The organism is Pedobacter sp. ASV28, assembly GCF_016428855.1.
Taxonomy (GTDB): domain Bacteria; phylum Bacteroidota; class Bacteroidia; order Sphingobacteriales; family Sphingobacteriaceae; genus Pedobacter.
The window spans coordinates 1-15,803 of the sequence record NZ_JAELTN010000088.1 but is presented as its reverse complement, the minus strand read 5'-3'; the positions used below and the strand labels follow the sequence as shown (position 1 = coordinate 15,803).

The following is a 15,803-nucleotide window of genomic DNA, read 5'->3' as shown; positions in this document are numbered from 1 at the left end:
TTTTCAAGCCTAAGACGGAATACGAGATGGTAACGCAGGTCTCGTGGGCTCGGAGATGTGTATAAGAGACAGATGTATAACCATTGACGCTTAAAAGAATCATTAAATTTCGCCCCTCTTAGCAAATGTGTCTTTGATTATTGTTTTGTGATCTTAAACTCTGTTCTTCTGTTCAACTGGTGCTCTGCTTCCGAACATTTTACACCATTAGCGCACTTATTCAACAGTCTACTTTCTCCATAACCTTTAGCTGTGATCCTGTTTTTATCAATGCCACGATCAATGATATATTGAACAGCAGAATTTGCTCTACTTTGCGATAACCATTGATTATATTGATCGTTACCTCTGCTATCGGTATGCGAACCTAATTCAATCCAAATTGTTGGATTATCCTTTAAGATTTTAACCAGTTTATCTAATTCTATAGCAGCATCGGGCCTGATATTCGATTGATCAAAATCATAATAAATATTCTCAATCTTTATTGCTTTTTCGAGTTCAATTTTCTCCAAATAAAGGTTCTTTTTGATTTCAGTAGAGACCGCTAAATTGTTTGTTGTAAATGCTTCAACATCCGTCGCCCTATAATTAGTTTTCTCCCCCATTAAATTATAATCAGACTCCCTTTCAAGGTTAAACCTGAAACTGCCACTTTCATCAGTTTGCACCTTCAAGGTTTGTCCGTTAATTTTAGAAAGCGTGACAATGGCATTTACTAATGGCTGATTACTCTTTTTGTCGAACACCTTGCCTATCAATCTGATACCTAAGATTCGGTCCTCTGTAAAACTATAGATATCGTCACTTCCGACTCCATCTATTCTATTTGAAGTAAAATATCCACTTAATGGCGAAGTTTTCAAATAGGTAAAATCATCTTGTGGAGAGTTTGTTGGATAACCCAGATTTTTTGGCTCGGTAATTTTCCCGTTGATTATTTTGGCTTTGAAAACATCCAAGCCACCCATTCCTACCCGGCCGTCAGAACTAAAATAAATATTATTCTCAGAATCAAATACAGGCGAGCGTTCATTTCCTTCTGTATTAATCTCTCTTAAATTTACAGGCAGCCCCCAATCGTTTTTTTCAGTACGTCGACTTACATAAATATCTGTTCCGCCCAATCCTTTTGGCATATTTGAGACAAAATAAATGCTATTACCATCAGCAGAGATAAAAGGATCACCTACAGAATAATCGTCTACTTTGTTGTATTTGAAAGGAACAGGGGATGCCCATTTACCATCTGCATCTTTTTTACTCGAATAAATTTCAACATTAACTGTCGCCAGCTTTCCTTTAACATAGAGTGGCTTTTTTGGTATTTTAGTTAATGTAAAAAACATTTCATTTCCATCTCTGGTAAAACTTGCTGGCCCCACATGGTAATCTGAATGTATACTGAAATTAAAAATACTATCCTGATCTTTATCTTTTCTATAGAGCTTTAGATAATGATTTCCTGTCCAGCCATAAATCAAACGATCTGGTTTTTTAGCGCCATCAAATTTTAAGAATGGCCTGTTTCCAGATGCTTTATCTTTTGAAGTATTTCCACGATCTGATGAGAAAATTAGGTTATTTTCGTAAACAGTGGCGCCCCAGTCTGATTGTGGGCTGTTTAATTTTTTCTCATTTACAATTGCTATTGCCGTTGGGTTTTTCATCCAAAATCTGGCAGAATCACAACTCAACAGCCAAAGATTTTGCTGCTTTGCATCAACATTTTTATTTAATCCAATATACTTTTGGTACTGCGACTTTGCTTCTGCATATTTAGAATTTTGTTGCAATGCTTTAGCATATTGCAATATGTTTTCAGGATCGGTTTTTACCATTCCAGCAGCTATTGCATACCAGCTTTCTGTTTGTTTATAATCGTTTTGATACCTGTAGGCTTGAGCAAGTCTTTCTGCCGCATGAAGTGTTGGTTTCTTTTTATAGGCCTGCTCATATAAATCAATAGCTTTACTAAAATTATAAAGATCATATTGTTTATCAGCTTCGAGCAATACATATTGTGCAAGCACCTTACTTTGATATGAAAATAATATGGTGGCAAAAAGAATTAATCTGTTTATATATTTTTTCATGCTTTCTTTATTGATTTAAATGCATATCGTCGATTAAAAATATCTCGGCGTAAGCATTCTCACATTTTTTCTATTGAATAAATAACTGATTGAAATTTCGTGTGTACCACCGCTATATCCTTGAAGAGGGCCAATGGAAAAATCATAAGCATAGCCAATCCTAATGTTTTCGGTTGGTAAAAATTGTACAGCTGCAACTGCCGAATTCAATTGACTTAAGTCTTTTTGAAGATAATTTTTATCATAAAGTTTTACACCTGTTCGATATGAACCACCTACCCAGAATTTACTCGCGAAAATTATAAAAGCGTTCAAATCTAAGCTCGTTGGCCCACCACGGTCATCCTTTAACAAGAAAGATGGTTTTAATAAAATGTCTTGATTTAATGGCATTAACAAGCCTGCTGTTAAATAATAATGTGGTTTTGGTTGCGCAATAAAGGCATACCTATCAATGTTGATATATTGAGAAATTAAATTATCTGCCGATAAACCTGCATAAAAACGATCATTTGAAAAGTAAACACCAACCCTTGCATCAGGTATAATTGTACTTTGTACGCCTGCCGGCTGATAAAGTTCAGGATTGTTAGGATTTAACTTTGCACCATCAATACCCAACTGTACCGCTCCTACCCCTAAACCAAATGCCAACCTTGCAGAACCATCGTCATTCATCCTTATTCTGTAAGCGTAATTTCCATAAACAGATTCATTGCGTTGGGCGCCTAAACGATCGCTTGAGATTTGTAACGCAAGCCCAACATTTCCGTCATTTGCAATAGCATCAACAGCTATGGACATGGTTTTTGGTGCGCCAGTAATCCCGGTCCACTGGTTACGGTAAAACGCATGAACATTTAATTGCTCTTTATATCCGGCATAAGCTGGGTTAATATAAATCCCATTGAACATATACTGACTGAACTGTGCATCCTGTTGGGCTTTGACCATACTGGATAAGAAAAGTAGCAAGCTTAGTATCTGTAATATTCTTTTCATGTTTTCAATTGTGTTATTGTGATTTAATCCATCAAATAACTTAAATAGAATAAGCCTTTGAATACCTGGCAGGTTTATTATTTAAATGCTCTAATTAGGGTAATATATCCTTTAAACACCTGCCATTCACTTCTAGAGGCTTCTTTAACGCGAAGGACATAATAGTAGGTTCCTTCATTTAGGCCATCTCCCGTCCAGTCATTTCGATAGTTATCTGATTTATATACTTGATTACCCCAACGATTTACGATCATCAGATCATTTTCAGCAAATAACTCTAACCCTTTTATCTCAAAAGTATCGTTGTTACCGTCGCCGTTTGGTGTAAAAAGGTTTGGAATAAATAATGATGAACCAGAAACAGCAAGTTTGGTATAGAAACCTCCATTTGCTGCCATATCTGTAGAAAGCATAATGTTATCTCGGGTATGCACACCGGCCGACGGATTGGTTCCTTTTAAAATATCCCATCTATCTGCACTTATATATCTGGCAATCGCAGCGTTTTCATCTTTAAAAAGATTTCCATTGGTGAAACTGTTATGTTGCAAGATCATCGATACCGTAGCGGATGGGGTGCCATAAATATGCCATACCCTATCCATTCCCAATGCCACGTTTTTAACCGCTTTACCCGCGCTTGCATAATCTTGCACACTTACATATAGTTTATTGGCGCTTTGAGGCGTTAAGGTTGCAGGCGTATAATCGCCTTCTGCAATACCTACAGGAAAGACAAATGAATCAGCACCAGCATACTCTTTAATCATGTGCCCCACAATACTATTTCCAGTAACCACCATACGGTCTTTGCTATAATTAGCTATTTTCCCACTACTGTTAAATGCCAGGTTTTTTCCATTCAGAATAATATCGGCACCATTCACCGCCATATCCATTGTACCGCCAATATTTAATGCAGCAGATAATGCACCGCTTGGGTTGCTTGTTCCAAAACCAGGGTCAGTTACATCATTTAACAAAATATTACTTGCATTACGGTGTTCGATGATAAGATTGATGAAGCCTGAGTTATTTCCATCAATATTGCTCGGGCCAGAAGCCATTGAAGTATAAAATGGATTATTCCCAGGATTATAAATCACAATCTTACCAGACCCGCTAAAGGTTGCGCCTGGAGCCACCCAAATATTTTTACTGTAAATTTCCAACGTACCATCAATTTGCCAACTGGCGTTTGGTCCGAAATAAGTACCCTCGCTAAAACGCTGCTCTGTTGTGCCAGCAGAAACGGTAACAACAGAATTATCGACAGTCATGCTTCCAGATCCTGTTTGGGCAATACTGGTTTGTATTGTGCATGCAAACGAGATAAATATTAATAACTGTAAATGTCCTTTCATAATTTCTCTTTTAAAAAAAGATAGTAATCTATATTCTGCTACTTCCAGTAATTCCAAACTGAACCATTAAATACGGCCAGCGCCTTTCTATCGGTGTCATAACACATCATACCCGGATAAGGGCTTTTCACATTTAAATGCGGGCTGGAAATCTTCGGTAACACTAAGGCTTTGTCAGGTGCCTCTAGCACCAATACGCCATCTACAGTGGTAGATCTTGCACCCATTACGGTTTGCTTACCATTATCAACGGTACCACTGTAAGGTGCAAGGGCCGTCATACTACCAGCGCCCGATAATTCTACCCACAAATTATTTTGATACATCTTAACTTTTCCATCAGTTTTATCTAATAAAAAAGTACCGTTAGCGGGTGTGCTTGGAAGAGATTCTACTGCGGGTAAAATAATTCCTTTGGTAGTTCCTGCTTTAAAATCTAAAACTGCTGAACCATCTGCTGTTTGTTTTTCAATCGCAGTTTGAGCCGATGTACTTATATTCCATCCTAAACCCAATATTAATACGCTTAAAATTCTTTTCATCTGAAAATTATTGACAATCTTTTCCTAAACAATTCCACGTTGTACCATTATATAATTTGATGCAAGATGCAGCAATATCATAAACGAGCATCCCCTCTACTGGATTAGTAATAGCTGCTGAAGAACTTACCCGGGTAATAACAAAACCTTTTTTCTTTGATTCTACAACTATGAAACCATTAGGCACATTCGCAGGCCAGCCAGTTGTACCGCCTGTGAAACCGGCTAAATCAGAAACGCCAGTGGTACTTGGTAAACCCGCAGCATCAAATGCACCTGGTTGGGTACATGAAGTCGCAAAAGTGATATATCGCTGTAAGTTATCTGTATCGAAACTATTGTTAAAAACCCATTTTGTACCCAAATAAGATCCAGCAACAGTTTTTACATTAGTTGTGAATGCGGCATCATCCGCTACAACCATCAATACATTTCTCCCAGGTGAAAAACTGCTTCCATAACCAGCTAGATTGGCTTCAAGATACATGGTACCCGGTGTATTCTGCCGTTGAGAAAGCCATGCTCTCTGGATCCTATTCATTGGTATTCCCGCAATGGTAGAGCTGGAAAGTGTCGTTGTCGTTATATTATTATCTCCTAATAAAAAATAGGTCTTGTCATTGGTAAAGCCTGTACGTGACGCAGTTTGGTTTGGATTTACGAAATCGTTGATGGTAGCAATGGTGAGGTTGGCTCCAGCAGCGTTTACACTTCTAGATACCTTCTGTTCCAGCACTTCTACATCATCTCGCGATACCCCGAAGATATTATTATTATAAGCGGTATTCGTTGTTCCATCCCACACAACAGACCCATCTGTATCCAGATAAGGGACTGTACTTACCTGTCCCAAAGTGATTCCGTACTTAATGGCAAGATAAGAATCCACTTTTCTGCGTTCGGTATCTGATAACGTACCCGCACCATAAATAATAGTCTCTCCAACATTTCCTACAAATCCTGAATTATCACTTCCATTACTGGAGAAAATAGTATTACCGAAAATATGTCCCCCTAATTGAGCACCTTGTGCGCTATAGTTTACTGTTGCACCAAGTACATCGCCATTCAACCCTTTAACACTAGTGGTATTTGTATTTCTAAAATACATAATGCTCGGAATGGCCGTACTAAATCCAGGATTAACAGCTGGAAAACTTGTCCCTCCATTATACACCCTTCTTTCCAGAGAATTGCTGTTTGGAGAAATACCAAAAGCATCCCAATTGGTGATCCCTACAGTGGTATTGTTCATACCAATACTGAACAATCTCGGATTGGCTCCTGTTGATGTCATCCCTTCCTTCGTCAAAGTGAAGACATCATAATTCAAGCTGGTAAGTGTTTGGACTGTATTATTTCCTATGGTTTGTGTCACTGCGGTAAAATTAACCCCCGGATTGAAGTTAAAATAACTAGATGTCCCCAATACATACTTAGGTAATGTATTGCTGCCTAGCTGTGCAACGGTAGTTCCACTCCACATATCCGTCCAGCCGGTTACATCTGTACCCGCTCCGGTATTGCTTACATTCTTATCGGCTCTGTACCAGTAAGACAGACCATTTAACACACCACCAGGAGAGGCATCCCTAACATTAACGGTCACATCATCAAAACTGCTACAGTTGCTACCTGTAGAAACGGTCCATCTAAAAGTGTAAGCCCCCAGTGAATTAAGCCCTGTAACATTGCTATTGTACGCTGTTGGTGTTACAATCACAGGATCAGCAGCGCCAGAAGGTTTTGACACCAAAGACCACATACCAGTAGCAACCCCAGGACTATTACCATTAAGAGTAGCGCTAGTACTAACTGTAGTTACAACGGTCTGATCACTACCTGCATTTGCATTGATCTGAGTGGTTACAAATATGGAAAAAGTACCCTCTAATGAGGTTCCCGAACAGGCGTACTCTGCATCTAAAAATGCTGATGAAATGCTACCACCTGGGATTGCTTTTATTTTGAAAACATACTCTCCGGGTTTGTCCAAATTGCTGATTACAGTAGAAACATTGCCAAGTGTCCTCAAATTAGTTGCCTGAAATATAGGGCTGCCCGATCCGGTAGGTTTTGATACTACAGATAGATCAAATATTCCTGTGTAATTTTGGAAATAGCTTGCATTTACAATACCTTGGAAACCTGGTAAGGGTATTGTTGCAGATACTATTCCTGAACCAGGATAGCATACAGCCATATCCTGCACATCCACATTAGGGCGGGCACTATCCGATATATGAATACTATAACCTTGATTTACACCGCACAGTCCACCTGCCGGAGTAGTTGTGAGAAGAAATCTATATGTTCCAACCTTCCACCCGCCTGCCGGTGGTGTAAAGGTAACACTCCTATCCATGGTTCCTGCACCGCTTACAGCAGATATAGTCGCACTACCTCCTGCAGGAATAGTTCCATCTGCAGTCACTGTCGTAACAACAGATGGTAAATCTGCAGAATTGACCTTAAAATAAGCAGTCAAAGGAGTAGTAGAATTTACCATATTACAATAAACAGATCCTGCGCTAGAGCCACTGGTTGATACTGGTATCTGATTGGGGTGTGCTGCATCTATGAAGCTAAGTAAATTTGGCTGCACGCCATTATAGCGGTAAGTGATCTGAGGTGTAGTATAAGAACCCGTAGAATTTGCAATCGTAAGCGTGAAGACATAATCTCCCGTTCCGTTTATTCCAGAAAAATAAACTCTTCCATTTTCAATAGTTAAATACTGGATGTTTCCGCCAGATGGCTGGCTAATCACATTCATAGTAATGGTCGTTCCATAGGCGGGATTCCCTGCAGCGTTAGCAGTACCGGAACTAAATAAAGGAGAAGTAGTAGTTGCATTTATATAGTATACATTACCAGTAGCACCTTGTGCAATACATTGATTATTGATAGCAGCATATACCAAATTGATATTCGGGATAAATCTGACAATAGCATTATCCTCATACCAGCAGTTCGGATTGTTGATAGAAGTAATCCTCAGCACCGCACGATAAGCAGGATCTATATCATTATTGGCTTTTTTTGTAAGCGTAAGCGTAGGAGTAGCCGTAATCGTGTTGGTCATCGTTGCATTGGTTGTCACAATACCACCAAAAGCCTCATAGTTGTAGAGGTTATAATAGGTCCAGGAGGCAGTGTACCCGGCAGGTATTACACCGTTTAATGTTGCAACTCCTGTGGCAGCTGGTATATTTGTAATATCCGGCCCAGCCGTGAAAGTAGAGGCATCCCCTGGCGCTGTAATAGTTACCTGTGAGGTTGCAGACCCTATACCACAAGCCAGTGAAAGTTGAAAAGTGTAATTCCCAGGGTATGTCAGCCCTGTCACATTAGGGTTATAAGCATTCACATTACTGAATACTGGGTCTGGTGAACCTGCAGGTTTTGAAATAATGGTCCAAGTAGGTGTACCGGAAGTTGTTCCGGACGAGCTCCCCTGAAGTGTAACAGTTGTGCCACAAATGGTAAGATTTGCACCTGCATTTACCGAGCAGTTGTTTTGTGCATTTGCTGATAACCCTAAACAGATTAGTAAAAAGAAGAAGGTATTAAATATAAGTTTTCGAACGAAGCCATTCAACCCATTAGGCTCAAAAGTGTGCAATCGAAAATTTAATAATATGGATGAAGTAAAGCTTTTCATGATTTACACTTTAAGTTGCTCTTCCCAAATTATGGGGAAGAGCAAAAGAATTGAATACGTTCTGAACTGAATTGCTTAAGGTTTAATTAATAAGCTCTCTAATTTTTTCAAGCGTTCTTCCAATTCGTTGGTTTTGTTTTGAAGCGCCTTGATTTCTTTATCCTTTTCACTTAATTTATCGTTCATTTCAATGACATGCAGATAAAGCTCTTCCAATTTTTCTAATTGTTGCATAGAAAGTTGGGTTAGATCGATGGTATAACCATTTTTTCCTACGGTGATTTCTGAAATTGGCGTTATGCCTGGTAAGTGTTTATTGGCTTTGATAAACTCGGCAACCTCTTTTAAAGATTTGAATTTGTAGTCTTTATAGATTTTTGAAAATCCATTGAAATAATCTTCAAATACATAATCAGCATAAACACTATTTGTAGTCCAAATTTTACCCGTAGTTGAGATATCACCTGCCACATGTAATTTAGGTTGAATGGTTGTAGCACCTACTACGAATGATGGAGCCGAAGTTGCACCAATCGCTACTTCGCCAGTAGGTGTTACCGTCATCCTTACTTGTCCTGGCGCACTAGCTCCAGGACTTGTGGCAAATTCTATTGGCGACGGATTAAGGGTTTCATGTGTTCCGATAGAAAGCTTACTCACTTCATCCGTTGCAAACAGCTGCATCATATTATCAGGAAACAACTGCATATCAAAATTCGATTTAACGCCATTTGCATTTCCATCTGTTGTAGTCATCCTCATAAATGAACTATTAGTGCCTTGTCCACTAAGTTGCAGCCAACCTAGGCTGTTAAGTGCTACTGCTTGTTCCGTCCCTGCAAAATTTAAAGGAAAACCACCAAGCGTTACAGTACGGGCACTAGTTAATGTTCCACTTGCATTGTAGATATTTACAGGGGTTGCAGGTAGACCTGCCACCGTACCCAATACACCATTAGCATCTGCCACTACAGTTCTAGTTGCTGTAAAGGTTTGATTCTGGCTTGAGGACTCATCTCCTGCAACTGTGGTATTAATAGCATTAGTAGCACCATTAAGCGGAAGATTTCTTAGTCTAGTAATGCCGCTGTTGTCAAATCTCTCTGTCGGATCGGGAGTATCAACACCTACATTACCTGTACCTGTAATACGCATTTTTTCGGTTCCCGAAGCATTACCACCTGCACTTGTTGAAAATATTAACGGTGCTGGATTTGTTGTCATGTGGGTAGTTATCAACAGTTGCTGAACTCCCGCCCCGGTTGCTGTTAAATTAACCTGACCACTTGGAAAAGACTGCAAATCAAAACGATTATAAGTAGCTCCAGAACCCGAACTCACATATATATCTGCATCGTTTGTACCTTGTGCCTCAGAGCCAATACGGCCATTTGGATCAAACCTAATAACTCTTTCCGGTGAAGTAAACCTAAGGCTATTTCCAGCTAAAGTTACTGTTCTGTTACTTGTTAGTGAACCATTTGCATTGTAAATATTAACAAAAGATGACGTAGAAATTGATCTTAACACACCTGTAAGTGGATCTGTAACAACAAGATTATCGCTATTTGAACCAGTTTGTAGGCCTTTAACAGCTAAAGTATTAGTAGCATCTGCTACTATAGCAGTTGCTTTAATTAAGCCGCCACCTAACTGGATATTATCTGCAGTTTTAGTTAAACCATTATCTGCGGTTACTGCAGCTGTAGTTCCTGCAGGACCCTGAGGACCAGTAGCTCCTGCTGGACCTTTTAATGTTCCACCGTCTAATGCCCACGTACCACCTGTTTTGATATAGGTTAAACCAGTTGTCGTATCTACATAGGTATCGCCATCAACACCTGTGCCTGCTCCAGGAACTGTCGTTCCACTTAGCATCGATTTACCGTTCGTTCCATTGGTTCCGTTCGTCCCGTTGGTACCATCAGCACCAGGAGCACCAGAAGCGCCAGTAGGACCGGGATCTCCCTGTGGTCCTTTAATGTTGCCATTTGAAACCCAGGCCGTACCATTGTAAACATAGGTTTCGCCGGTAGTGGTATTAATGTAAGTATCACCAGTAACCCCTGTTCCTGTTGGAGCACCTCCACCACTGGTTACCGATTTTCCATCAACTCCATTTGTGCCATTTGTACCGTTAGCTCCAGCAACACCTTGCGGACCAACTGCACCTTGTGGGCCTGCAACACCAGGATCTCCCTGTGGTCCTTTAATGTTGCCATTTGAAACCCAGGCCGTACCATTATAAACGTAGGTTTCACCTGTAGTGGTATTGATGTAAGTATCTCCAGCAGTTCCTGTTCCTGTTGGAGCACCTCCACCACTGGTTACCGATTTTCCATCAACTCCATTTGTGCCATTTGTACCGTTAGCTCCCGCAACACCTTGCGGACCAACTGCACCTTGTGGGCCTGCAACACCAGGATCTCCCTGTGGTCCTTTAATGTTGCCACTAGAAACCCAGGTCGTACCATTGTAAACAAAAGTTTCACCTGTGGTTGTATTGATATAAGTATCACCAGTAGCTCCTGTTCCTGTCGGAGCAGTAGTACCACTGGTTACCGATTTTCCATCAACTCCATTTGTGCCATTTGTACCATTAGTTCCCGCAACACCTTGAATACCTTGAGCACCGTTGATGTTTGTCCAGGTATTCGTTGTTGGATTATAAACCCAGGTACCACTATCATTATTAACAATTGTAACCCCAACACCAGGCCCGCCATTAGTACCTGGTATTCCAGGACTTCCAGTTTTTCCTGGTTGGTTTTCAACGATTATATTATTCGAACTTCTAACAAACACCCATTTTGTACCATCATTGTAATAAATTCCTGGAAGAACATCGTTTACTGTTGCAGTATTATAAACCATCATACCTGCTACATGAGAAGTTAACGGTGCAGAGTCTGTAGTGCGGGCTAAACTCACTCTTACATGAAGGAGACCTTTATTACTACTTTCCAGTTCCAAAATTGCATCCTTATTAGGCAGATTACTTCCTACAACTGAACCATCTTTTACCTTTTGCTGAGCTGAGGCTACTGCATGGAATCCTAGTATTAGACCCACACACATAACTTTTTTAATGGTACTAGTTATGTGGTGACAACAAATTTCTTTAAAATTATTTGGCTTATCCATTACGATTAGCCGTTGGCTGTTCCGAGGTATTAATCTAAGGATTTTTTTTTGATAGGCACATCCATCTTTTGTGGACAGCAGAGATCGTGAATTTAAGTTCATAAAGATTATAGGATAATGAACATTTTTGTTTGGTCAATGATGAAAGTTGATCACTTGACTTTCTAAAATTAACATTCCCACAATCAAGAAAAACAGGCACTTGTGCATTATAACAAGATCATGTTGTGAAATTTATCACAATAGCAAATTGTTGTTATTGAAACAAACCAATATAACTTCACGCAAGTAATTACACAATTTACCTGCTTGGATAAAGAAGAGAAGAGAGTAATTCATACATAAAAAATTATTGCTCCAGAAACTAAGCAACAATAAATTGCGATTACTCATTATATATATAGCATTAATTTGCTATTAACATCCTTAAATATCACTCATAATCAGATCAAACTATCTAATTTTACTATATTCAAACTATTTATGAAAAAAAGAGAAGCCATAGCAATTGTGCTTGATGACCACCATCTGTTTGCAGATTCTTTTTCAGCACTTATTGAAAGGCTTGAGCTTTTCAATTCAGTACATACTATTAGCGAAGAAAGGGAGCTAATTAATTTTCTGCTTAAGAATTTTAAGTCGCCCATTTACTTGTTTTTGGATTATTATCTAAAAAACACAAATGCCCTACCGCTCATTAACGAAGCCAGACGCTTAAACAAGCACATCACCATTATTATCATCAGCTCCGTAATTAGTCCCATAACAATTGCAAATATTCTGAGCTATAATCCCAATGGCTTCGTAAGCAAATCATCAGGCTTTAATTCCATACTGGAATGCCTTTCTATAATAAATCAGGGTGAACAGTATATTTCTCCATCAATAACCGAAATTGTATCAAATACAGATATAACAAGTAAGATACCATTCACTGCTCGAGAACTTGAGATTCTTCATTATTTTGCACAAGGACTAACTATTGCCCATACTGCAGAACAAACAAACCTAAGTAAGCATACCATTGTAGCACACCGGAGAAAGATGATGGCTAAAGTAAATGCCAACTCCATTATAGAGCTATTATCTTATGCCCGAAAGCAGGAACTAATCTAATTCCATTTAGTACAACCAAACATAATTCATGATCTCAAAATCTTCCCCCTCACTAAAGACTTTTTATTTATTGTCTGCATTTTTTCGGCTTCTTGTTAATCAAAAAGTCATTGTTAAATTCATAAGCCTTTCTAGGCTACTTATATCTCATTTTTTTAAATTTCATAAGTTGCGGTAGCCAGAGGCTTGTTTTTGGGTTGCTATGAGTCCATACACGGTTTATTTGACAAATAACTGAATCTAAAAAAAATAAAGGGAAATGGTATGTATTTGTTCAGAAGAAAGGGAAAAATATTGTGTTTATTCGGCAATCCATTTAACGAACACTATTAAATGAATAGATCACTTTTACAAAAATACACCTCGTAATCAGCCTATTAAAAAATGGCACTATGAAATTAACTATTCTGGTACAAAAAATGGAAAATTTGCATAAAACAAACCGTGCAGTTATTGTTTTTACCCCAATCATGCCACGCATAAAACCTATCTATTGTTTAGTATTAAGCCTATTGTTTTGCGTTAGTAATAACATTGCCAAATGCCAAACTCAGCAAATTGAACGAGAACGACAAGGACTAGCTTTCATCAAGGATGGTGTTAAGCTGGTTAACAGTTTAAACCAATTAGGAGCACTCTACCGAAGCAGAAATGTAGATAGTTGCTTTTACTACGTAGTAAAGGCCAAGCGTATGGCAACAAATTTAGGTTACCAGAAAGGGCAAGCAGATGCAGACGAATTAATTGCTTATGCTTTTTTTAAAAGAGGATTATATGCAGAATCTTTGGGATTGCTAGGTGAAATATTGCCAGATTACCAAACGCTAAATGATCCCGAGAAAATTATTCGTGTGTATTTAGATATGGTCGAAGTTCTGAACAAGGGTATTTCCGATAGACCAAAAATTAAATCGCTTTTGCAAAAGGCCATCCAAACTGGAAAAAAGTTAGAGAAAGACAGCATTATGGCTGAGGTGTATATTAGCTACTGTAACCGAAATCCGAATCTTACCGAGGATAGTATTAATTACTACTTAGGCAAATCCAATGAAATTGCAAATAGGTACAAAGATGATCGAATGCTAATTTTCAATCAGTTGTGGCAGGGGCGTTTACTAATTTTAAGTGGGCAAAAACAGAAAGCATTACCGCTTATAAGACAATTAATATCAGATTCGCAGGGCATTGGTGATCCGAATTTAGAAATTAATGCGCTCTTCTTAATGACAGGATATTACGACGACAAGCCTAAAATTGCGCTTGATTATTTTTATCAGGCTTACCAAGTTGCACAAAAAAGTGGAGATAAGTACTTAGAGATTTATATCCTAAATAATGCTTTAGAAGTTGCAAATCAGTTAGAAGACAAAGACGAAATTATCAATGTTCATCTTCAATTGGAAAAGGCAATGTCAGCAGAATGGGAAAAATCTAAAAAATTTATCAGTGATTATATACGATATAATGCTATAGTGGATGACAACAAATTATTAAATGCTAAAAATGCACGACGAGCTTTGTGGTTACTGATTGTCTCCTCTTGCGCAACCATCATTGTGCTTATCATCTATCTAATCATGCTCCGCAAGGATAAGAAATCTAAAGCTCAGGTAGATGCGCTTAACAATGCGGCAAATATACAAATTATAGCTATGGAGGAAGCTAAACATCAAGCGGTTAGAGAAGAGCAACAGCGCCTTGGACAAGACCTCCATGATGGTCTTGCCTCATCCATCGCTGCTATAAGGCACCAATTAGAGGCCTTATCATTGGATACTTCTGATATTATTTTTAAAAACAAGCTGGATGTGCTTTTGAGGGAAACAGAAAATGCTTACAAAGCAGCACGAAACAAAAGCCACGAATGGTTCAGCTCCTCTAACGACCAACAAGAACAACATTTTGAGGAACATATTAAACTACTTACAGATAATTTCTTACCCGAAAGTCGCTACAATAAAAATATTAATATAGATGATGGTTCACTAATAGGTGTTGATTTGGATACGCGAATTGCATTACTCCGTATCATCCAAGAGGCGATTACCAATATTATCAAACATGCCAGGGCTAACAATGTAGGAATCCTAATTTATGAGGAAGAAGGTAATCTCATTTTAATAATCAATGATGACGGGATAGGGTTAAATGAAAAAAAATCCAGCAATGAAAAATCAACTATAGGTTTAAAATCCATCCGTCGACGGGTTCAATCCCTAAACGGGGAAACTACAATACATTCGGATTCGAAAGGTACTGAAATAACCGTATCTATACCATTAAAGTCATAGTAAAGCGATAATAAACTGATTTTTACAAGTTTAGTTAAACTCTAAGCGTCGTAAAATTGAAATATCAGCCTCTTTTGAAAGTAGCTTAACCAGAAGAACAAGAATGTAATTAAACATTGAAAAATAGGAAGTCAGCATAAGCTGACCTCCTAAAGTCCCTATCTCGTTGTATAACCGCCGTTTGCAAAAATGGTTTGTCCTGTGATCCACCATCCATCGGTCACCAAAAACTCTACCAGCGGTGCAATGTCCTTAATATCTGTCAATCCACCAAGAGCGGCTGCAGATTTATGATAAGCTACCGCATCATCACTTTCTTGCCCATAGAAGAAAGGAGTATCCATTGGCCCAGGAGCAACCGCTGTTACAGAAATGCCCCTACCACCAAATTCCTTAGAAGCTGCCCTTGTGAAATGTTCAACCGGAGCTTTTGCGCCGGCATAGGTAGAGTATAATCCCGTATAAGCAGCAAGTAAGGAAGTAACAATCGTACAGATTTTACCATTATCATTTATTTTTTTACCGGCTTCCTGTAAAAAGAAATAAGCAGATTTAGAGTTTACGCCAAACATAGTATCATACTC

General features: G+C 38.7%; 9 protein-coding genes. 2 read left to right on the top strand and 7 right to left on the bottom strand.

What is annotated here, in order from left to right; all coding sequences use genetic code 11:
* Positions 1-137 precede the first annotated feature (137 nt).
* From JHD79_RS21035 to JHD79_RS21010, 6 genes are all read right to left on the bottom strand, one after another.
* Positions 138-2,096: an OmpA family protein gene (locus JHD79_RS21035; protein ID WP_199121329.1), complete on the bottom strand. Its 1,959-nt coding sequence runs from the start codon at positions 2,094-2,096 to the stop codon at positions 138-140.
* A 33-nt stretch (positions 2,097-2,129) separates the two neighbouring features.
* Positions 2,130-3,098: a type IX secretion system membrane protein PorP/SprF gene (locus JHD79_RS21030; protein WP_199121328.1), complete on the bottom strand. Its 969-nt coding sequence runs from the start codon at positions 3,096-3,098 to the stop codon at positions 2,130-2,132.
* A 77-nt stretch (positions 3,099-3,175) separates the two neighbouring features.
* On the bottom strand, positions 3,176-4,462 hold the full coding sequence (locus tag JHD79_RS22870; protein ID WP_233164816.1) for a gliding motility-associated C-terminal domain-containing protein: 1,287 nt from the start codon (positions 4,460-4,462) through the stop codon (positions 3,176-3,178).
* 38 nt (positions 4,463-4,500) lie between these two features.
* Entirely contained in the window at positions 4,501-5,004 is a 504-nt protein-coding gene (locus tag JHD79_RS21020; RefSeq protein ID WP_199121327.1) for a hypothetical protein, read from the bottom strand.
* 7 nt (positions 5,005-5,011) lie between these two features.
* A complete protein-coding gene (locus JHD79_RS21015) occupies positions 5,012-8,668 on the bottom strand; it encodes a hypothetical protein (RefSeq protein ID WP_199121326.1) in 3,657 nt (1,218 codons plus the stop codon).
* A 75-nt stretch (positions 8,669-8,743) separates the two neighbouring features.
* On the bottom strand, positions 8,744-11,746 hold the full coding sequence (locus tag JHD79_RS21010) for a hypothetical protein (RefSeq protein ID WP_233164815.1): 3,003 nt from the start codon (positions 11,744-11,746) through the stop codon (positions 8,744-8,746).
* 549 nt (positions 11,747-12,295) lie between these two features.
* Between JHD79_RS21010 and JHD79_RS21005 the strand changes: the two genes are divergently transcribed.
* Positions 12,296-12,928: a response regulator transcription factor gene (locus JHD79_RS21005; protein ID WP_199121324.1), complete on the top strand. Its 633-nt coding sequence runs from the start codon at positions 12,296-12,298 to the stop codon at positions 12,926-12,928.
* 392 nt (positions 12,929-13,320) lie between these two features.
* On the top strand, positions 13,321-15,219 hold the full coding sequence (locus JHD79_RS21000; protein WP_199121323.1) for a sensor histidine kinase: 1,899 nt from the start codon (positions 13,321-13,323) through the stop codon (positions 15,217-15,219).
* 158 nt (positions 15,220-15,377) lie between these two features.
* Here the strand turns inward: JHD79_RS21000 and JHD79_RS20995 are convergent.
* A partial coding sequence (locus tag JHD79_RS20995) for an SDR family oxidoreductase (RefSeq protein WP_199121322.1) occupies positions 15,378-15,803 on the bottom strand: 426 nt, incomplete at its 5' end.